Annotated in this window: 20 protein-coding genes; 10 read left to right on the top strand and 10 right to left on the bottom strand. The window is 58.4% G+C overall.

Annotated features, from left to right (window positions below; all coding sequences use genetic code 11):
• The first annotated feature begins 5 nt into the window (after window positions 1–5).
• The 3 genes from HDF14_RS01950 (at window position 6) to HDF14_RS01940 (ending at window position 1,891) form a co-directional block, all read left to right on the top strand.
• The gene (locus tag HDF14_RS01950; RefSeq protein WP_183973009.1) at window positions 6–914 is read left to right on the top strand and encodes a LysR family transcriptional regulator; all 909 of its coding nucleotides are present in this window, start codon (window positions 6–8) and stop codon (window positions 912–914) included.
• Window positions 915–1,032: 118 nt separating this feature from the next.
• Window positions 1,033–1,413 carry a RidA family protein gene (locus tag HDF14_RS01945; protein ID WP_183973008.1) on the top strand — a complete coding sequence of 127 codons (381 nt, stop codon included), beginning with the start codon at window positions 1,033–1,035 and terminating at the stop codon, window positions 1,411–1,413.
• 73 nt (window positions 1,414–1,486) lie between these two features.
• On the top strand, window positions 1,487–1,891 hold the full coding sequence (locus tag HDF14_RS01940; protein WP_313899460.1) for a response regulator: 405 nt from the start codon (window positions 1,487–1,489) through the stop codon (window positions 1,889–1,891).
• Between the two features lie 68 nt (window positions 1,892–1,959).
• Here the strand turns inward: HDF14_RS01940 and HDF14_RS01935 are convergent, their stop codons facing one another.
• The 3 genes from HDF14_RS01935 to HDF14_RS01925 form a co-directional block, all read right to left on the bottom strand.
• On the bottom strand, window positions 1,960–2,538 hold the full coding sequence (locus tag HDF14_RS01935) for a YceI family protein (protein ID WP_183973006.1): 579 nt from the start codon (window positions 2,536–2,538) through the stop codon (window positions 1,960–1,962).
• A 133-nt stretch (window positions 2,539–2,671) separates the two neighbouring features.
• On the bottom strand, window positions 2,672–3,376 hold the full coding sequence (locus HDF14_RS01930; protein WP_183973004.1) for a pirin family protein: 705 nt from the start codon (window positions 3,374–3,376) through the stop codon (window positions 2,672–2,674).
• Window positions 3,377–3,447: 71 nt separating this feature from the next.
• Window positions 3,448–3,918, bottom strand: coding sequence for a MarR family winged helix-turn-helix transcriptional regulator (locus HDF14_RS01925; RefSeq protein ID WP_183973002.1), 471 nt, complete (start codon window positions 3,916–3,918; stop codon window positions 3,448–3,450).
• A gap of 555 nt (window positions 3,919–4,473) precedes the next feature.
• Here HDF14_RS01925 and HDF14_RS01920 point away from each other — a divergent pair.
• Window positions 4,474–4,884, top strand: coding sequence for a carboxypeptidase-like regulatory domain-containing protein (locus HDF14_RS01920; protein WP_183973000.1), 411 nt, complete (start codon window positions 4,474–4,476; stop codon window positions 4,882–4,884).
• A gap of 7 nt (window positions 4,885–4,891) precedes the next feature.
• On the opposite strand, the gene HDF14_RS01915 is transcribed toward HDF14_RS01920, so the two are convergent.
• The 4 genes from HDF14_RS01915 to HDF14_RS01900 all read right to left on the bottom strand — a co-directional run bounded on the left by HDF14_RS01915 (window position 4,892) and on the right by HDF14_RS01900 (window position 9,781).
• Complete coding sequence (locus tag HDF14_RS01915; protein WP_183972998.1) at window positions 4,892–5,362, bottom strand: hypothetical protein; 471 nt, start codon at window positions 5,360–5,362, stop codon at window positions 4,892–4,894.
• A 297-nt stretch (window positions 5,363–5,659) separates the two neighbouring features.
• The gene (locus tag HDF14_RS01910) at window positions 5,660–8,029 is read right to left on the bottom strand and encodes an OPT family oligopeptide transporter (protein WP_183972997.1); all 2,370 of its coding nucleotides are present in this window, start codon (window positions 8,027–8,029) and stop codon (window positions 5,660–5,662) included.
• Between the two features lie 87 nt (window positions 8,030–8,116).
• Entirely contained in the window at window positions 8,117–9,262 is a 1,146-nt protein-coding gene (locus tag HDF14_RS01905) for a glycoside hydrolase family 172 protein (protein WP_183972995.1), read from the bottom strand.
• Window positions 9,263–9,295: 33 nt separating this feature from the next.
• On the bottom strand, window positions 9,296–9,781 hold the full coding sequence (locus tag HDF14_RS01900; protein WP_183972993.1) for a hypothetical protein: 486 nt from the start codon (window positions 9,779–9,781) through the stop codon (window positions 9,296–9,298).
• Between the two features lie 499 nt (window positions 9,782–10,280).
• Here HDF14_RS01900 and HDF14_RS01895 point away from each other — a divergent pair, with 499 nt between their 5' ends.
• The 5 genes from HDF14_RS01895 to HDF14_RS01880 all read left to right on the top strand — a co-directional run bounded on the left by HDF14_RS01895 (window position 10,281) and on the right by HDF14_RS01880 (window position 14,174).
• Entirely contained in the window at window positions 10,281–10,994 is a 714-nt protein-coding gene (locus tag HDF14_RS01895) for a ComF family protein (RefSeq protein WP_183972992.1), read from the top strand.
• Between the two features lie 67 nt (window positions 10,995–11,061).
• A complete protein-coding gene (locus HDF14_RS01890; protein ID WP_183972990.1) occupies window positions 11,062–11,721 on the top strand; it encodes an HNH endonuclease in 660 nt (219 codons plus the stop codon).
• 1,194 nt (window positions 11,722–12,915) lie between these two features.
• The gene (locus tag HDF14_RS01885; RefSeq protein WP_179581340.1) at window positions 12,916–13,182 is read left to right on the top strand and encodes a hypothetical protein; all 267 of its coding nucleotides are present in this window, start codon (window positions 12,916–12,918) and stop codon (window positions 13,180–13,182) included.
• 136 nt (window positions 13,183–13,318) lie between these two features.
• Window positions 13,319–13,762: a hypothetical protein gene (locus tag HDF14_RS26245; protein ID WP_260697953.1), complete on the top strand. Its 444-nt coding sequence runs from the start codon at window positions 13,319–13,321 to the stop codon at window positions 13,760–13,762.
• Window positions 13,647–14,174 (top strand): hypothetical protein, encoded by a 528-nt coding sequence (locus HDF14_RS01880; RefSeq protein WP_406707180.1) that lies wholly within the window; start codon window positions 13,647–13,649, stop codon window positions 14,172–14,174. The genes HDF14_RS26245 and HDF14_RS01880 overlap by 116 nt, the downstream gene beginning before the upstream one ends.
• Here HDF14_RS01880 and HDF14_RS01875 read toward each other — a convergent pair.
• The 3 genes from HDF14_RS01875 to HDF14_RS01865 all read right to left on the bottom strand — a co-directional run bounded on the left by HDF14_RS01875 (window position 14,134) and on the right by HDF14_RS01865 (window position 17,051).
• Window positions 14,134–14,883, bottom strand: a complete 750-nt coding sequence (locus HDF14_RS01875; protein ID WP_183972988.1) for a hypothetical protein — start codon at window positions 14,881–14,883, stop codon at window positions 14,134–14,136. The genes HDF14_RS01880 and HDF14_RS01875 overlap by 41 nt on opposite strands.
• Window positions 14,884–15,030: 147 nt before the next feature.
• Entirely contained in the window at window positions 15,031–15,855 is an 825-nt protein-coding gene (locus HDF14_RS01870; protein WP_183972986.1) for a hypothetical protein, read from the bottom strand.
• 269 nt (window positions 15,856–16,124) lie between these two features.
• A complete protein-coding gene (locus HDF14_RS01865) occupies window positions 16,125–17,051 on the bottom strand; it encodes an outer membrane lipoprotein-sorting protein (RefSeq protein WP_260697951.1) in 927 nt (308 codons plus the stop codon).
• Window positions 17,052–17,156: 105 nt separating this feature from the next.
• Between HDF14_RS01865 and HDF14_RS01860 the strand changes: the two genes are divergently transcribed.
• Complete coding sequence (locus tag HDF14_RS01860; protein ID WP_183972983.1) at window positions 17,157–18,575, top strand: sensor histidine kinase; 1,419 nt, start codon at window positions 17,157–17,159, stop codon at window positions 18,573–18,575.
• The last annotated feature ends 169 nt before the right edge of the window (window positions 18,576–18,744 follow it).

Raw genomic sequence — 18,744 nt, 5'->3', positions numbered from 1 at the left:
ACTTCATGGAATTAAGACACCTGCGTTATCTTTGCGCCGTTGCCGAGCACGCCACCTTCAGCGAAGCTGGCCGTCGGCTGCACATATCGCAATCCGCCATCAGCGAGCAGATTGCCGATCTCGAGCGCGAAGTCGGTGGCCCGCTTCTCTACCGCAACTCAGGCCGAACCCGCCTCACACCACAAGGCCAGCTCTTTCTCGCCGAGGCGCGCAAAACCCTCGCCGCCGCCGACCACGCCCTCGAAATCACCCAGCGCTCGCTCCTCGGCCAGGTCGGCTCTCTCAGCATCGGCTTCTTCCTCTGGGGCGCCGGAGGCTTCTTCGCCCGCATCATCCGCGACTATCGCAAGCTCTACCCCGGCATCAAGCTCTCCCTCTACGAGATGCGCACTCCCGAACAGATGGAGGCACTCACCGGCGGCAAGATCGACATCGCTTTTGCCCGTCCCCTCGAGCCGCCCTTCGACCAGACGCTCCGCGCCGAGCTTCTCTACCAGGACCCAGTCGTCGTGGTCCTGCCCCGCGACCACCCTCTCGCTGGCAAGCCCATCTCAATCGGCTCCCTCGCCACCGAGCGCCTCGTCCTCTGCGACCGCCAGATGACGCCCGCGCTTTACGACGGCATCGTCTCTCTCTGCTCCGCGTCAGGCTTCTCCCCAAACATCGTCAACACCGCCGCAACCTGGTCCAGCGTCCTCACCCTGGTCGAATCCGGAGAAGGCGCAGCCCTGGTCCCCTCAGGAGTCCGTTACCTCCGCCCAACCGGAATTGTCTTCTCGCCTCTTGTGCCGCAAAACCTCCACATGGGCCTCGCCGTCGCCTGGAACCCGCAGAACGAAGATCCGATCCAGCAGAACTTCCTTCGCTTGGTTCGCGACAATAAGGATCGCATCCAGCGTGCCCATGGAGCGTAGTCGCCTTATCTCTAATCCGCCGCTAACAATGCAGACTTGTGAGACCATTTCTTTTCAGTAACACTCACAATCCGCACTTCTGGATCGGGAAGGCCTAGGGTAGGATCTGGAGAAATCTATGGCAAGAGACATTATTCGAACGACGAAAGCGCCGTCTCCACCACCAACATACAGCCAGGCGGTACGCGCTGCCGGGCTCGTGTTCGTTTCAGGCACGGGGCCGCACGATCCGATGACGGGAAAGCTCGTCGGTGACACGATTCAGGAGCAAACCCGACAGTGCTTAAGCAACGTGTCTGCCATCCTCGAAGCCGCAGGTAGCTCCCTCGAACGAGTCGTGAGTGCGACGGTCATCCTTCTTGAGGAAACCGACTTCGCTGGTATGAATGAAGAGTGGGTTAGGTGGTTTCCAGCGAACCCGCCCGCGCGGCAAGGCGCGAAGTTACCTGTTCGAATCCCCGGCATGATGGTCTCCATCGCTGCCATTGCCGAAGTCTAAACTCCAATCAGATAGCGGAAAAATGGCAAACCCGGCTTTCCGCTGTGTCACCGTTTAGTGTCTAATGCTGTCCATGATCAGGCCCTGCTTTCTAGTCATCGATCGGGAGTTTCCCGGCAGTATTTCGACCCGCAAGCTTGTCATCGAAACCGCCAAGTTCAACGTCATCACCGCCTACAGTGGCCAGGAGGCGCTCGAACTCTTCACTCGTTTCCCGGCCGTCAGCGGCGTCGTGCTCGATGGTGGCCTCGACGACATGACCTGCGACGAAGTCGCCGAGAAAATCAAACTTCTTCAACCGACGGTTCCAATCATCGTAATCGCTGCTCCAGGCTTCAAAGGCTGTCCCGCCGCCGACCACCAACTCGAATCCTTCGACCCGGCAAAGCTTCTCGAAATCCTCCGCAGTCTTAAGCCCGAAGCCTCAGCCGCAATTGAAAAGCGCAACGAACAACTCAGCCGCGAAACTCTCTCATAACCCCGCCCCAAGACAAAAAACCCTCCCTTCGCGATTTTCCGCGAAAGGGAGGGCCATCGAACTACTGTTTACTTACCTGCTTCGACGTCGATCGTGAACTGAACCTCATCGCCAAGCATAGGCTCGCCAAACTTCGAACCGAAGTTGAAGTCGCTGCGCTTCAGTTTCCCGGTGGCCGAGAAGCCGGTCACCAGCTTGCCGCCCATACCCTTCTGCGGAGGCGTCGGTCCGTCCACATCCAGTGTCACGCTCTTGGTCACGCCAGCCAGCGTTAGATCGCCCACAACCTGCAGCTTGCCAGGCGCGCCCGTCACTGCGGTGGACTTGAACGTCATCGTCGGGAACTTCTCGACATTGAAGAAGTCAGGCGACTTCAGGTGAGCGTCACGCTTCTCGTTATTGGTCGTAAGAGTCGTTGTGTTGATCGTCGCTTCCACGCTCGATTTACTCGGGTCCTTGTCATCCCAGTTCACGTTGCCGGTTATGCCGCTAATCGAGCCGCGCACCGTACTGACCTGCAGATGCTTGATCGCAAAGTTCACCTGCGAGTGGTTAGGGTCAATCGTCCAGGTCGAGCTCTGGGCGAACGCGCTGACTCCGGTCAGGAGCAGGGCAGAGAGGGCGGCGGTAAAGATGCGACGGTTCATTGGTCGTTCTCCTCGGAAAATTTGGGTCTGCTGTGAGATGTCATCGTTATAGTGACCGGCTCAAAAAATACGTGCCGGTCACCGTTGCAATTACGTAAAAACTTGTAGGCTCGCTTCTACAAACGAAGAGTAATCAGGCAAGATCGAACAACAGAATCTCGCTATTCGTCTTTCCCTGCGCGCTCACTTCAAGCGTCTGCTCCTCATCGACTGCGACAGCATCGCCCGTCTCCAACGCTTTGCCGTTCACCGTCACCTCTCCGTGAATCACATGCAACCACGCATGGCGCTTGTCGCCCAGCGGATAGGTAATCTGTTTTCCGGGAGTCAACTCCGCAACCGACACCTTCGTGTCCTGGTTGATCGTGGCCGCTCCGGCCGTCTGCGTCGGCGAAGCCAGCAGCTTGAAGCGGTCCAGCTTCTCCTCCGCTTCAAACTTCAACTGCTCATAGCTAGGCGTCGTGCCCCGGCTCTTCGGCTCAATCCAGATCTGCAAAAAGTGAACCGGCTCCGTCTCCGACCCATTGAACTCGCTATGCACCACGCCGCTGCCGGCCGACATCTTCTGAATCTCATTCGGCCCCAACACCTCTACGTGACCCATGCTGTCCTTATGGGCAAGCTTGCCTTTGAGCACATAGCTCAGAATCTCCATGTCGCGATGCGCATGCGCTCCAAATCCGCGCCCTTCCGCCACACGGTCTTCATTGATCACGCGCAGCGAACGATATCCCATGTGCTTCGAGTCATGGTAGTTGGCAAACGAAAACGTGTGGTGCGAATCCAGCCATCCATGGTCGGCATGGCCTCTCTCGTTACTCTTGCGAACAGTCAACATAATGCGTCCTCTCTTACTGCCTCACCGGCTCATTACTTAGGGCCGCGTGTCTTGCATGGAAACTTGTTGCGTCAAGCCGTCTTGCACTTCTCTGTCGGAACCGCCACCTTCGCAGCCAGCCCGATCTTCTTCAAACCCTCGTACATCGTCTTGCGTTCGTCGTCGGTAAGCCCGGCCATCACAAACTGCAGATCCTTCTCATGTCGCGCATAGATCTCTTCAATAAAGCCCGTACCCTCGGTCGTTAGCTCTACCAGCCGAATCCGCCGGTCCGAGTTGCAGCTTCTCCGCAGCACCAGCCCCCGCTTTTCTAACCGGTCGATCGCCGAAGTCATCGAAGCGCTGGCCAACAGCACCTTCTCCCCGATCACCGAGATCGTCAGCGGCCCCTTGTGCAGCAAAACCTCCAGCACCATGAAGTCGCTGATTCCCAGTCCCTGCGCGTTGATGGAACGCTCAATGAAATCCACCATCGAACCGTAGGCCCGAGCCAGAACCAACCAGAGCCGGGGCGCCGAAACTATATTCTGCTCATCTGCCATCTCAGCCTCCCCAAACTCCTACGACATAAGATATCTCGATATCGAGATAAGATTCAAAACCTTCAGCCCTTCCCTATCCCTTTGTTTTTCAATCATCTGAATTTCCTCTTTTTTGCAGCTCGTGGTACCCGCTTGGCCCGAGAGCGCAGATTCGAGGATCTGCGGTGGCTATATGAAGGTTCTTTAGGGTGGCCATTGGAATTAGGCCGGGCGGCCAGTAGCGTCACTCAAAGATCTATCTACGGCGGTAGTCTCAGGCACTCCCTGAGCCCGCCAGGAGGCTCGCCGTTGCATTCACCGTTTCTGTCGCTGCTTGCTTTGCCGATGCCCATACTCCTTATTCTGTCGTCGGCCCTGCTGCTACCGTTGATCCCATCCTTGCCTTGGTGTGCTCTCTTCTTGTCCTTCCGCAGTGCTGCAGTAGGATCCGTGGTACCTCACCTTGCTTCCTCGCACTCCGTTCACACGTCTCTCTATCGCCTCTGCCTGACTCTCGCGATCCTCGTGTCGATCCCCTCCCCGACAATCAAAAGACGGCACAACCTGGGGATCATCTTGGGTCTCCCAACTTTGGCGTTCCTCCTTTCCCTCGGCGCTCCCTCGTCCACAAGCGCACAGAATCTCTCCCCATCCATCCGGGGAACGGTCAACAGCCCAGAGGGCTCAACGATCAATGGAGCCAAAGTTGTCCTCACCAACCAGACGACGGAGGCTATCTTCCGAACGCGCACCAACTGCAAGGGAAGTTACGAGTTCCGCCAACTTCCCGCTGGCACCTATTCGCTAAGTGTTCAATCGCCAGGGTTTCAGACCTTCACGGTCTATGGAATCGATCTCGCCCCCGACTCGGATTACACCAGGCAAATCGATATGCTGCGCGGCAGTATGACCCGCGCCATCCTGGTTCCAGCGTCAATTCCAGAGGGGACACAAGTTGTCAGGTTGCTCCCACCCACGAAACCTTAGCCAGCCCTCAAATCTGCTCCCGTCCAAGCTGGCGTCCAACATCTTTCATTCGCTCCGTGGCATCGCTCGCATCGGAGGCCACTGAAGGCAAAGGTGTTATTCCAACCGCCAGCAAAGACTCCTCTACAATCCTCTGGGCCTCTGTCTTTCCCGAAGCAATACCCGCCGCACCAAACGTCCAGGCCCTCTTCCCCTTCATTTGGGTCGGATCTATCTCTTTCAGGATCACACGGAACCCATCCAATTCCTCCGTTCCTGCCCTTTCATCCTCCAGCCCAACGACAACGGTATCGGCCCAGAGCAGATCCGCCTCCCTCAGCGTTCCGTAGCCCTTGTGCCCAACCTCAACCGCACCAGGCGTCCTCAGACGTCGCAATCGAATGCCCGCCTCCGACTCCACAGCGCCCACGCCGACAGCGAGCGCCAACTGTTCGGTCTGTTCCGTATCGGCCTGAAAGACAACCAGCACATGACTCATCCAAAATCTCCTCATCCGATCGTAATAACCCGAGTCATCGAAAATCCATCAACTACTCCGACTTCCTTCTTGAATACGGAAAAGATACATCTGATGGCGCCCGGCAAAAAAATAAAGTTCGAAAAGTTGGCGTATTTTTCAAGCCTGAAAAAGTGACGGCTAAAACACCACGCTAGCCACGCAAAACACCACAACCTCACCATGATTTACCATCCACAAAACACCCCAAAAACGCAAAAACCCCTGCAAAAACCCACCTTCCACCACGCAGGCTTTTTTTCGCACAAAATACCAAAATCAACCCTCGGTGTTGAGGGGTTTTCTAGCGAAATAGTAAAGCGAAAACGCCAGCAGGGCGAACATGACGACGCTCACCGGATCGTGGTGGAGAGGGTTGTGTTCACTGAACCGCGGAATGGAACGATCGGTGGCGGCTTCGTAGAGCTTGACGCAGACGCCTAGCAAGCCGACGATGCCACCGGCTGCGATAAGTCCGGAGGCGTAGAGGGAGCCGGGGGAGACTTCGGACTCGATGGTGACATCACGCGCGGTGATGGTGTTGGGCAGGGGCAGGCCGTTGGGGTCGGCGTGCGTGGGGTCAGTGGGATCGAAGTCAGGATGTTGCGCGAGCCAGGTTTCGCGGTCGGAGTGCCACAGTGCCAGGGAAGCGTCATGTTCAAGCCGAGCTTTTTCCGTTGCGTGTCGAAGCATTGCACGATCGACCATCCAGCGCATAACGCCCCCTACGAAGATGGCGAGAGTTGTGGCGATGCTGAGGTAGGCTCCTACAGCGAAGGTGAGTGACCGGACACCAAGAAGTTCAACAACAACAACGATCGCGACACCCAGCAGAACGAGGGCCCAGGGAAGTTTTCTGCTGAGAATTCCATTAATGACAGTGGCCATCAGACGGCCTTGCGGGGCCGCTGCTTTTTCACTTCCGATGCCCTGAATCCACTGGACCTCGATCTCTCCGGTCGATGGGTTATAGAGATATTTGCCGTCATCGAGCGTGGTTGATCCGATGGCATTCAACAGCACGTACTGGCGTGCATTGGAGAGCTCTTCTTTGGCGTGGTCAGGTGTGTGAGAGGTGAGAGTGATTCTGTCGTTGCCAGTGAAGTGGCCGTTGTTCTGAACCCCGTCAGGGAGCTTGTCGAGAGAAAAGACGATTGGTTTCGGGAGGCGTTGAAAAGTTTCGAGACCTTTGTTCATCGCGTTGAGAGTGGCGCCGATGGAGAAGATGGAGACGATGACGCCGATCATGATGGCGATCTGCTGCTTCCATGGAGTTGCGCCGATGAGGTAGCCGGTTTTGAGGTCTTGCGAGGTGTCGCCTGCGTTTGAAGCTGCGATGCAGACAACTCCGCCAATGGTTATGGCGAGTGCTCCGAATGCAGGTGCTGTCCAGCCTTTGACAAGGAAGATAGCGGCAGTGGCCATGAGGGTTGCGATGGTCATGCCCGAGACTGGCGAGGCGGACGAGCCGACTATGCCCACGATTCGCGCGCTGACTGTGACGAAGAGAAAGCCGAAGACGACGACGAGGAGAGCGGCGGCGATGTTGGCGAAGAGACCAACCTGGGCTCCGGGGATGGGTTTGAATTCTAGGAAGAGAACCATCAGGACGATGAGGAGGAGGGAGCCTCCGAAGACGACTATTGGTGGGAGGTCATGTTCTGTGCGGGAAGGTTGTGCTGCCGCCGATTTTCCCGAGCCTGTCTTCTTGAAGCCTTGAGTGAGTGCACCAACAATAGTGGGTAGGGTGCGGAGGAGGGTGATAAGGCCAGCGGCCGCGACTCCACCGGCACCCATCGGACGGACGTAGGTTCGCCAGAGGTCGGATGGCGACATCTGCGTGATGAGGACCGTACCGGGATAGAGCGGGCTGGAGAGGTGTGAGCCAAAGAAGTAGATCGCAGGCATGAGAACGAGCCAAGAGAAGACTCCACCTGCGAGCATGATGGCGGCGACGCGAATGCCGATGATGTAGCCGACGCCGAGATACTCGGGGGTACAGTCGGCGCGGATGGCAGAACCTTTGAGGAGATGTTGGGTGCCGAGATCGGGCTGATAGTCGGGCTGGCTGGGCCAGAGGGCGAAGAGGTTGTCATTCTGGAAGAGAGTGTAGAGACCGCCGAGGCCGAGACCAAGGAAGACGCGTGAGGCGAATGAGCCGCCGCGTTCGCCAGCGATAAGGACGTCGGCACATGCGGTGCCTTCAGGGTAGATGAGATTGTCGTGCTCTTCGACGATGAGCTGGCGGCGAAGGGGGATCATGAAGAGAACGCCGAGCCATCCGCCGAAGAGAGCGAGCGCGAAGATGCGGGAGGCTTCGAGATCGAAGCCGAGGAAGATGAGAGCGGGAAGTGTGAAGATGACACCGGACGCGATGGATTGGCCAGCGTTGCCGGTGCTTTGAACGATGTTGTTTTCGAGGATGCTGGCTTTGCCGAAGGCTCGCAGGATAGAGATGGAAAGAACCGAGATTGGAATGGACGCGGCGACCGTGAGACCAGCACGGAGACCTACATAGACGGTGACGGCACCGAAGAGGACGCCGAAGATTGCGCCGAGGATTAACGCTCTCGCGGATAGTTCGGGGCGCGTTTCGGTGGCAGGGACAAAGGATTTGAAGGTTGGTTTGGTGGGTGTGGATGTTGCCATGATGGTACGTCTCCCGCTTCGGTCGAGCTTTGTTTCGGCTTCGATGGAGTGTATCAGCGGGGATGTGGGGTCAGTCTACGAGTCCTGTCAGCGTGGATGCAGACTGTTGGGATCGTAAGGGCCTTTGGCATTGCCGGGTCCCCCTACGAACTGCAGGGTCGGGATTCGTTCGTCGACATTTGGGAGAGGCGGGAAGGGCAGATGCGGTTCGGCCTGATACCAGTAGGCGACCGAGTAGAAGTTGTCGGAGCGATGATTGGCGTGGCCGTGCTCGATGCTTGCACGCATGGATTTGGTAAAGGGAATGGGTGAGTCGAAGTGGAAGCGATACATGCTGGAGCGCTCGCCAGCGAGCTCCTTGCCGACGACGGGTGCACCATGAAGTAAGTAGTCTTGTGCACTGCCGTAGGCCCAGGCGCCAAGGAAGTAATCTTCTCCGCCTGTGCCTACGATGGTTGGGGTGTCGCCGTCGATCTGAAACATGTCGTTGCCTTCGCCCCACCAGCCGTCCTGATTCTGGAGGATTGAGAAGGTGACGCCGACAAACTGGCCGTGGCCTTTGGCTTCGAACCATTCATAGTTGTCTTTGCCGTCGAGGTTGCGGTGGTAGTTTACGATCGGGTCTCCATTCTCGTACCAATCTCCGGTCCAGCCTTTGTTGGGTTGTGCCTGACGGTACTCGGCGTGGAAGTAGAGAGTGTCGTCGGTGAGAGGCTGGGCGTTTACGCGATAGTCGATGTTCCAGTAGAGGTGGTTCAGAGGCAGTTTGCCTTCATCGGTAATCGTGATGCGGGCATGATGAGCGTAAGGCATGGGGAAGTAGCTGTTGAGCGCTTTGTCGGCGCCGGCTGAGAGCATGAGTGACTCCCAGTGGTAATAGATTCCGTTGCCGAGGCCGAAGAAGTCGCCGATGGGAGTTTCAACACTGGGTGTGGTTTCTCCATCCCAGTACATCCGAAGGACTATGCGTTTTAGGGCATAGGGCTCTGGATCGTCGAGGGTGAACCAGATGTGCGAGATCATGCCGGGGCCGTCGACATCGAGAACAGTGAGGGTTTGGCCGGGAGTGACAGTGCGCGCGTCGGCGTTGGCGCCGGTAGACTCTCGGCTTGAGGAGCGGTGGAGAGTATAGGTCTGTTGGCGCGTTGGATCTGGCATACCTGCCGGCAACTGCGCGAGTGCAGCTGAGGAGATGAGCGCGAGGATCGATATCAGGATTTTGTGTCGATGCATCAGGAGGCCTGCTTAGAAGTGTTTTCCAAGGTATCACTCTGAGTCGGTGGTGAACGGTTCTTGAAGCGATTTGCGCGGGGCTGTGAGTTTGTAGCGGATGAGGGCGGCGAGGGCACAGGCCATGAGGAAGAGCATTGGGCCGGTGAAGAGGAAGCGGTCGGTGATCCACTTGTCATCGAGCAGGTTGGGATTTTGTCCATAGAGAGGGCCGAAGAAGCGTTCTAAACGGCCGGTTGATCGATGTGCGTCGAAGACGCTTGACGTTCTAGACCGCCAACTTACAAAGCGGATCAGGAAGGCGAGAGTGACAGGCAGCCACGCCCACAGGATGGGCGGCACCGCATCGGAATCCGATAGGATTTCGGTCGATGGGGAGTTAGAGAGCGATCGACGGAGGTCTCTAACGGCTTCGGACAGTCTGCCGAAGGGAACCAGGCCAAGGAGAAATCCAGCGACTGCAAACATCGGCAAAAAGTAACTCAGGACGTAGCTAATACGATTCAGGTTTGTCCAGTGCATACTGGCCGCCAGTTGATATATATATGCCATCGAAATCGGCCAGAGCCGAATTGCGGCAAAGGCGACGAGACAGTACAGAAACAGGCATTTGGCGCACCAGGTGATCACTCTCAACATGGGCTAGGTGTAGCACAGGCGCATCTTTTTTGGTGCAGAATTGTTTGTGGCTGGAGCGGCTAAGGGGCTATACTGCGTGAAATGGCGCGGTCCGACCGACCTGGAGCGCCAGCGAGTGAGGTGAGTCTTCAGCGATTGCTTGAATGACAATGCGCTCGGGATTGATTCCGGGGGGCCACCCGGTGCTCCGCCTGGTGGGGTGGGCGACGGGCGTGCGATGTCTCGCTGGTGGTGGGGGCCGAGACGGTCTGTTCGGACTGTGCTGGATGACTTGGTTACTACGTTGTATCCGACCGATTGCAGGGCTTGTGGTGGGCCGCTGCTGAGAGCTGGACTCTCTCCTGTATGTGACAGCTGTGTAGATGGAGTTGTGGAGCAGTCGATGACACTGTGCGTCCGCTGTGGCGAAGCGCTGGATATGGAAGGAGTGCGCTTCGCGGGACAGTTTCCGGTGGAGGGGCTGGTGTGTTCGCCTTGCCGGATGGTGCCTCCGGAGTTCGAGCGGGCTGTAGCCTATGCGGTGTATCAGGACGAGCTGCGGGAGATGATCCATCTGCTGAAGTATGAGCGGGTGCGTTCGGTGGCGAAGCCTCTGGGGCGGTTCCTTGCGCGGGCAATCGAGATGCTTGAGGGTGAAGCTGGTGGAGATCTGCTTGTAATTGCGGTTCCACTGTTCCCTTCGAAGGAGCGTGAGCGGGGCTATAACCAGGCTGTCTTGCTGGCCGATGCTGCGTTGGCGGAGTTGAAGAGGAGTCGTCCGGAGTGGAAGCTGACTGCGACGCATGATGTGATTCGAAGGGTGAAAGATACGCGGAGCCAGTTCGAACTGACTCCGAAGGGGCGGCGACGGAATCTGCAGGGTGCGTTTGCCGTCAGTGATCGCGCGGCGTTGGCTGGGCGCGAAGTTTTATTGGTGGATGACATTTATACGACAGGGGCTACGGCTCGCGCTTGTGCGCAGGTGCTGCGACGGGCCGGGGCGGCGAAGGTTTGGGTGGCGACGGCTTCGCGGGCTCAGCCGGAGATGATCGCGGCCTGGGATGATTCGGCGTCGCGTGATGCTGGCTCGAACGTTGCTGCCTGGGATGCTGGTTAGAGGATTTGGAGTGGCGGAGAAGCTTGGCGCGGAGTGCTAACAGTGGTTGGAACCGGAGGGCTTTGAGATGCAATCGGGGAAGATGCGGAAGCAAGGGCTGAGTGGAAAAAGACACGCGGGGCATGGGGGCGGACATGGCGCGGTCCGTGTAACGACGGAGCGCGAAGTCCGGGTTGGCGTGTTTCGGCAGCCTGCGATGCAGACTCCGGTCCTGGTGCTAAATGCGTCGTACGAGCCGATCAACATCTGTGGTGCGCGGCGGGCGCTGGTGCTGGTGCTGAAGGGCGTCGCCCGGACCGAGGAGGAGCAGGGCGCGGTGCTGCATGCGGCGCGGATGCGGGTGGCGATGCCGAGTGTGATCCGGCTGCTCGAGTACCGCAGAATTCCGCATCAGACGCGGGCATTGAGCCGTAAAAACATTCTTCTGCGCGATCGAAACTCGTGCCAGTACTGCAGCGTCATCCTGACCGCGGGGGAGCTGACGCTGGATCATGTCATTCCGCGGTCGCGTGGCGGCCTGTCGACGTGGGAGAATCTCGTCGCCTGCTGCCACAACTGCAACCGTCGCAAAGGTAACCAGATGCTGCATGAGTTGACCGATATGAAGTTGCAACGGGAGCCGAGGCCGTTTTCTTTGCACACCTCCCGGCACATCATGCGGATGATCGGGAGCGCAGATGCGGCCTGGCGGAAGTATTTGTACTTCGAGGCTGAACCAGCGGCCTAAGATTTTCCATCCTGTATTTTCCATCCGGGAAAGCTGTAGTGATACCCCCTCCCCCGGGGGGGGTATTTTGCGCGTAAAATACTTATAATCAGTACCTTACGAGTGGTATATGCCTGTAAAATATTGATTACAAATAGCTTGCGGCTAAAATATTGAAAGTAAAGGCTTAGTTGGATTTTATACCGGCGAAAGAGAGGCCCCCGGAGTGTGGTTCGGGGCTTTCTATCTCTTGATCCATTCTAGTGGTTTGAAGGTAACTGATACGCCAAGCGGAAGTGGTTTATTTGTAATGAGTTAAGTGATATTGGGGCTTGACAGCTTTATTGCGTGGAGTTCTCAGTTTGAAAGGGTGAAGCGGGTTGCATTTACTCCTGTGCGTCTTTCCAAGCGGGATGATTTCCAATTCGGTTTGGGCGGGGGACGCGCGCGGAGTAGGGGACTGCCTTGCACCTATGGGCTTTTTCGAGTTTTGCCAGTTCTTCGTTGGAGCTGCTCACGCCGACGGTTTTCAAACAGGTCAAACATATCGATTGCAGGTTGCCATCCTCCAAGCGCCGGTGCGGAAAAAATGGAGCGGGCTGTTTGTCCATTGCGTGTCCTCCTAGAGAGAAGAACGTGCTGTAAGGAGGCCCAGATTGCCCGATTTTTATGAAATTAATCGGTTGGGATGGCAGTCTACTCCTTGAATGCGGTGATGAGCTATCTCCAAGCAGACTTTAATGCCGATTCAAGACCCCAACGACAAAAGCGAAAGACGAAATATGGGGGTCTCTCCACTGCGCTGTTCACGGTGAGGCTGTGAACAGCTTCGGTCGAGATGACGGTTTTGTGAGTAGCAGAGGCAAAGGCAACGGCAGAAAGCAGATTCCTCCCCCGTTCGACTACGCTCGGGGTGCGGAATGACAACAACAGAACAGACAACGGCAGAGACAAAGACGACAGCAGATCCCCTTCGGGGATGACAACAAAAAAGACAAAGGCAATTGCAAAACAAGACAGACAAAGGCAACTGCAGACGAGGAAAGACAAAGGCGACTACAGAGCGAAATGCGGGAGTTCTTCGTTGCGCTTGCGGAACGAGAGGCAAGAGAGACGAAAGAACGAGAGTGGGCGGGGAGTTTTTTGAGCGTATTCCCCTCCTTGAGGGCTGCAAGTGGAAACCCGGATGTGATAGTTTCAGCGGCAGGAGATCGAATGTCTTACATCGAGAGTTATCAGTGCGACGTGTGCGGCGATAAGAAGGGTGAGGGTGGGGACTGGTGGCTGGCCTGGGTGGATTGTTTTCCAGGGGAGAAGCCGGAGGAGGATCAGCCTCTTATCAAGCTGACGCGGTGGCAGGCTCACCACGCCCACTCGGCTGGAGTGAAGCATCTCTGCGGTGCGCGATGTGCGGGGACTCTGATGGATCGGTGGATGACGCAGCAGCATGCGGATCCGGACTCTCACTGCGAGACGAAGTAGCGTCTTCGGCTTTTGGGATATCGTCTGTGGGCAGTTTCTTTGTGCCGCCGCGTTCGATCGGAATGACCATGAAGGTACGGGGTTGGATTTGGATGAGTGAGATTGCAGCGAGGCCGGTGTACTGGGGTAGATACAGTTGCGCCTTGCCGATGGCGCGTCCGCTGAAGAGGGTGGTAATAGCGGGTTTTCCAGGGTCGCGCTGAGCAAGGTTCCCGAAGTTGCGATCGGATTCTGGATTATTAAGATCGCCGCAACGACTCTGGGTGAGACAGCCGGCGATGCGTTGTCGATGGGGTTGGGGCTTGGATATTTGACGAGCACCATCATCTTCTTTGGGCTGTTCCTGGTGCTGGTGGTCGCGCAGATCAGAGCGAAGAGGTTCATCCCTATCTCTATTGGGGCGTGGTTGTTGGACGACGCTCGCTGGAACAACGATGGCGGACTTTGCGGACCGCTCACTGGGGATTGGGTATCCGGGCGGAACGTCGATCTTATTTGGGCTGGTGATCGTGTCGCTGGTGGTTTGGAAGCTGGTGTTGGGTACTGTGTCGGTGAACAGTATTGTGACGCCAAAGGCTGAGATGTTCTATTGGTTGACGATTCTGTTTTCCAATACGCTGGGAATCGCGCTGGGCGATTGGACGAGCGAAGGAACTGGTTTTGGTGGTGGTGTCTTTTTGTTCATCGTCCTGCTGGCGGTGATTGCGGCGCTTTACTTCTTTACGAAGATAAGCAGGACGGTTCTTTTCTGGATGGCGTTTATTTTGACGCGACCGCTTGGCGCGTCGATGGGTGACTTGTTGACGAAGCCGCGTGGCGACGGCGGATTTGGATTGAGCCGGTTTGTTTCGTCAGCCGTGATCGCAGTGTTTATGGTGGTGTGTATTTTGCTGTTCCCGCAACGCGCGGGGGTCATCCGGGCGGTACGGCAGGGCGCACCGCATAGGCGAATCACTGCGAGAGAGGCTGGTAGTTGGAGTTGGTGGTGGTGACTACGAGCTTTTTCGCCGTGGCGTTGAGGACAGAGTCGTGGACGTAGTTGGTGGAGTCGGGCAGGCTGGCAAAGTGCACGGCGAGGGTGACGACGTCCTTCGGGTCGTCCATGTAGGTGTTGACGTTCAACGCGCTGATCTTCTTGTCTGCTGTGTTGAAGGAGATGGTCATCTGGTCGCCGGGTTGAGCGTAGTCCTTGAAGACGATCTGTGCGACACCTGAACCGCCGCCGGGGACGAGAGAGACCTTTTGCTGCTGGAAGGCCTGCTGCATGCGCTGAGGATCAGGGGGGACGTACATGGCGAGCAGAGTTTTGACCTGTCCCATGTAGTCCTTCATCTCTTCTTTTTTCTTTGCAATGACTCTTTGTTTGAGGCGGCCGCCGCTGGGAGCCTGCTGCGCCTGTTGAGGGCTCATTGGAGTCTTCTGCACCTTTCCGTCGGGGCCGTACTGGCACATGGACTGGGTGCCGGGCCTGTCGTTGCCGTTGAGATTGAGTTGGGTGGTCTCGAGCCAGCGGTACTGGTGCAGTTTCTGCTGGTTTGCGGCGACTGATTGTTTGAGGGCAGCTACTTTTGCCTGGAGATCACCGCCTGCACCCTGACCGCTGGCGGCGGGGGCCGTGAAGATGACAGAGGCGAACAACGCTGTTGCAAGGAAGGCGCTCTTGCCGATGCGCGAGACGGTGCTTGCAGTCGATCGGTTCATGGAGAACTCCTGTGGGTGGAAGCATAGTCTGGAATTCGACTGCGTGGAACAAGAAAGATCGGCATGCAGGTAAGATCTGCATGCCGATGTCTGGTGCGTGAATTGAGCGAACCGACCGTCGCTGGACTGAGATAAGACGCGTGAGAGTTATTTGGTTGCGGTCTTCTTGACGTGCGGGATGCGGTTGACCGAGCCGTCGGGCATGACGATGTATTTGTCTCCGGTGGCATCTTCGATGTAGGAGTTCTTGCTGCCGGGGACGAGGGTGACCTCGCGGGCGTCGGTCTGGCCGGGTGCGGTGAGGACGAAGTGTTTGCCGTCGCCTTCATCCTGTACGGGTGATTTGGTTGGCATCGGTGCGGGAGCTACCGTGGCTACCGGAGCGGGGCCGGGAGCGGGCGCAGCAGGAGCGGCGGCGGAGCTGGCGGCGAGCGGAGCGCCGGTGAAGGCGGTCATCTGACCGGTCTGGCGGAAGTGGACGTACTCGGGACCCTTGATGCCGTTGACGCACTGCTGGTAGGCGTCGACACCGACGGTCTGGCTGGTGGCGGTGGTGCTGGCGACGTCAGCGCTGTTGCGGTTGGTGCGCTGGGTGGCGCCGGTGGCCGCTGCGGTTTGGGCTCCGTTATTGTTGCCGCCGCCCCACCAGCCCCAGTTGTTCTTGCGGGAGAGGGCGCTGGTGGCGACTCCGGTGGCTCCGGTGATGCCGCCCTGGGCCATCTTGTCTTTATCCTGGCCGTGCTCGCGATCGTGCAGAGCCTTCTGCTCGTCGGTGAGCTGGCCGGAGGCTTGCTGGCGGCACTGGGTGAGTTGGTCCTGGGTGATGGGCATCATATCCATGGTGATGCCGTCGGCGGGACCTGCTGCGGGCGCGGGTGCTGGGGCAGGCGCGGGTGCAGGGGTTTGGGCCAGGGCATAGCCAAGGCTGAGAGTGGCGACACAGGTAGCTTTGAGGAGAGATTTGATGGGCACGGCGGCCTCCCTGAGTACGATCGTTCCCGACGATCTTCCGCTTGAGGGGGCCCGTGATTCCGTGGAACCGGGAACAGAGTCATCCTAAACTCGCGGGTGGGCGCAGGCAAGCGAATCTTCGGTAACTTTGATAAATTCTTGCTGCGGAAGATGAGGCTGGCTGGGAGATACATCCTGCCGGACGGGTGCCCTGCGCGGGCGACGGTCACTTCGTGACTCGTAGTTGCTTCGCGTCGTCCTCCCGTTGGTCGGATGATGGGATTTCCCGGCTACGGCTTGGGGTTCTTCGGCGGTGGAGGCTGGTTGGAGTCGGGCTGGGTGGTGTCTTTTTTGTCGGTGATGTCTTCGCCGTTGTAGATGATGCGCGCGCTGGCGTGGTACTGCTTGTAGTCACTGTATTTGACGATGTTGCGCATGTGGACGTCCTGCGAGAGGGCGCCCTCCTGGGCGACGAAGTGGAGATTGCCTTCGGCCTTGGTGTAGGTGGGGAACCAGTATTTGCCGTCAACCTGCTCGTAGTAGGTGGTGAAGGGCGGGGAGAGATCTTCGTGGCCTTTGCGCTTGTCCTGAGGGACAGTGATGCCGTTGACGAGGACGATCTGGAAGTCCTGCTGGTCGACCCAGACTTTGCCCTGGAAGTAGCGCTTGCCTTTTTCGAAGGTCTTGGGGCCGGCGGAGAAGACGTAGGTGTCGAGCTCGTCGATGTGCTGACGGCCGAGGTAGGTGATGTCGTATTTGGGCAGGTCTTCGGTGGTCAGGATGAAGGGGAGGCGGTGCTCGATCTCGTCGAAGTCGGCGGGAGTCATCTGGACGCGCTCGAGGGTGTTTTGGGGGGCGAAGACGACGTGCTCCTCGCGCTTGCCTTCGCGGTTGAAGGTGATGTCAGTGACCTGCTGGTACTCGCCGTCGATGCGGTTGGTGTCCTCGACGAGGGTGTCGACTTTCACGGTCTGACGGAAGGTGTAGTTCTGGCGGGCGAGATTGAAGAGGGTCTCGCGGGCGGCGAACTTTTCGATGATTTGTTGTGGGGTTATGTTCGCGGGGGGCGCGGGGTCGAGCGGGCCGAAGCCGGCGGGATCCTGCGCGGCGGCGCCGTCTGGATTTGCGACAGCGGCGATGGCTGGGGTGACGGGGGCCGATAGCAGGAGGAATAGTCCGAGGACGGTCGCGGAGACAGAGGCGCGGCTGAGCTTCATGTGGAGAACTCCATGGGCGGGGCTGCGTTTCTGCGAAAGCCCTGCACGCTACTAAGAATAGACGCGATTTGGGGAGGTTTGGTGATGTGGCCTGGAGCGAGGGAGATGAGCGGGTTGATCGGGCTGCGCTGGCTGGAGTTGTCGCTGGCGGGCGGAGGCCTGTGGGCGCTCTGGTGCCGGGTGCAGGTGGGGGTGGCGGAAGGACGGCGGGAGAGGCGCGAGCAGGAGGAACTGCGGGCCTATGCTGGGCTGGATGTGCGGCTGGCGGCGGATGCGGAGGTAGTCGAACTGGCAGGGCAGGTCAGCCGGTTGATGGCGGAGAAGAGCGTGTTTCGCAGGACGGCGATGTTGGTGCGGGACGCGGGCGGCGGGTTCTCCGTCGCGGCTAGCTCGGGGATGGAAGAGACGACGGTGCGGTCGTTGAATGAGTGGGCGGAGGGCGTTGTTGAGGCGGAGCGGAAGGGTGGGATTGGCACGCGGCGGAACGAGGGCGGGCTGGGTAGGAGGGTGAAGAACAATGCGTTTGCGGTGGTGTTTGGTAGGACGCGGCTGGTGGAGGAGGCGCGGGGGGCGATTGTGATTCCGCTGTGGACGACCGCAGGGCGAATGATCGGGGCGCTGGCGGTTGGTGCGGATGGGTTGCTGAGCGTACGGCAGAGGGAGCTCGAAGAGGCTTTGTGGCCGCTGGAGGCGCTGGGGGTTAAGGTGGCGCGGGCGCTGGAAAATGCTGCTCTGGCTGAGCGGCTGATGCGCGCCGAGAGGCTGGCAGGGCTGGGGATGCTGGCTGGAGGGATGGCGCATGCGTTGAGTAATCCGCTGACGGCGGTGCTTGGATTCGCGGAGTTGATTGCGGGCTCGACGGGCGAGCCGCGGGTGAAGGCGGATGCGGAGATTATTGTGCGGGAGGCGTTGCGGATGCGACAGACGGTGGAGACGCTGCTGGAGTTCCGCAGGCCGGTGGGGCAGGGCGATGGGGCTGTCGATTTAGTGGAGATGGTGCGCGAGCTGGCGGTGGAGTGTGGGGAGAAGCTGGAGGGTCGAGGGATTCGGCTGGTGGTCCAGGATGATGGAGAGGTGCCCGGGGTGAGCGGGAACAGGCACAGGCTGCGGCAGTTGCTGGAGCATCTTCTGAATAATGCCGCGCAGGCGTTGACTGGAGTTCGGGGTGTGAAGACTGCGGAGGAGATGGTGATTCGGATTTCGCTGAGTAGTTTGGGGAGCGGGTCGGATGACGCTCCTGGTCAGAATGGGAGAAGGGTTCACTTGATTGTGAGCGATACGGGCCCGGGTTTTCGTGAGCCGGGGGGGATGTTCGATCCGTTTCACACGCTGCAGGATTCAGGCGACAGCGTGGGGATGGGGTTGAGTCTTTGTTATTCGATTGTTCAGGAGCATGGGGGAGAGATCAGCGCGTTCAACCTGCATCCGCATGGTGCGGCGGTGGCGGTGGAGTTGCCGGTGATGCGTGCTGCAGGAAAAAAATCCGCTCGGGTGGAGGGGTCAGCTCATCGCGTAACTGTTTGAGCCATCTTTTTTTGTCGCCTTGGTGTGCCCTGCGCGGGCGGCGGTCACTTCGTGACTTATATACCCCTTCGGTTGGCGCTCCCGTTGGTCGCGATCAAAGATCTTTCCGCCGACCATCGGGAGGCCCCAGGCGAAGCCGCTATATAAGTCACGAAGTGACCGCTCCGCG

The sequence above is a fragment of the Tunturiibacter gelidiferens genome (assembly GCF_014201335.1).
GTDB lineage: Bacteria > Acidobacteriota > Terriglobia > Terriglobales > Acidobacteriaceae > Edaphobacter > Edaphobacter lichenicola_E.
The sequence above is the reverse complement of the archived record's forward strand: the minus strand, read 5'-3'. Positions and strand labels throughout refer to the sequence as shown.

Bases quoted from the DNA above. Each gene is read 5' to 3' on its own strand.
- HDF14_RS01905 (WP_183972995.1), bottom strand. From the start codon at position 9,262: ATGCATCGACACAAAATCCTGATATCGATCCTCGCGCTCATCTCCTCA.
- HDF14_RS01860 (WP_183972983.1), top strand. From the start codon at position 17,157: ATGAGCGGGTTGATCGGGCTGCGCTGGCTGGAGTTGTCGCTGGCGGGC.
- HDF14_RS01930 (WP_183973004.1), bottom strand. From the start codon at position 3,376: ATGTTGACTGTTCGCAAGAGTAACGAGAGAGGCCATGCCGACCATGGA.
- HDF14_RS01940 (WP_313899460.1), top strand. From the start codon at position 1,487: ATGATCAGGCCCTGCTTTCTAGTCATCGATCGGGAGTTTCCCGGCAGT.
- HDF14_RS01865 (WP_260697951.1), bottom strand. From the start codon at position 17,051: ATGAAGCTCAGCCGCGCCTCTGTCTCCGCGACCGTCCTCGGACTATTC.
- HDF14_RS01945 (WP_183973008.1), top strand. From the start codon at position 1,033: ATGGCAAGAGACATTATTCGAACGACGAAAGCGCCGTCTCCACCACCA.
- HDF14_RS01935 (WP_183973006.1), bottom strand. From the start codon at position 2,538: ATGAACCGTCGCATCTTTACCGCCGCCCTCTCTGCCCTGCTCCTGACC.
- HDF14_RS01875 (WP_183972988.1), bottom strand. From the start codon at position 14,883: ATGAACCGATCGACTGCAAGCACCGTCTCGCGCATCGGCAAGAGCGCC.
- HDF14_RS01950 (WP_183973009.1), top strand. From the start codon at position 6: ATGGAATTAAGACACCTGCGTTATCTTTGCGCCGTTGCCGAGCACGCC.
- HDF14_RS01895 (WP_183972992.1), top strand. From the start codon at position 10,281: ATGACACTGTGCGTCCGCTGTGGCGAAGCGCTGGATATGGAAGGAGTG.
- HDF14_RS01900 (WP_183972993.1), bottom strand. From the start codon at position 9,781: ATGCACTGGACAAACCTGAATCGTATTAGCTACGTCCTGAGTTACTTT.
- HDF14_RS01915 (WP_183972998.1), bottom strand. From the start codon at position 5,362: ATGAGTCATGTGCTGGTTGTCTTTCAGGCCGATACGGAACAGACCGAA.
- HDF14_RS01925 (WP_183973002.1), bottom strand. From the start codon at position 3,918: ATGGCAGATGAGCAGAATATAGTTTCGGCGCCCCGGCTCTGGTTGGTT.
- HDF14_RS01885 (WP_179581340.1), top strand. From the start codon at position 12,916: ATGTCTTACATCGAGAGTTATCAGTGCGACGTGTGCGGCGATAAGAAG.
- HDF14_RS01890 (WP_183972990.1), top strand. From the start codon at position 11,062: ATGCAATCGGGGAAGATGCGGAAGCAAGGGCTGAGTGGAAAAAGACAC.
- HDF14_RS01910 (WP_183972997.1), bottom strand. From the start codon at position 8,029: ATGGCAACATCCACACCCACCAAACCAACCTTCAAATCCTTTGTCCCT.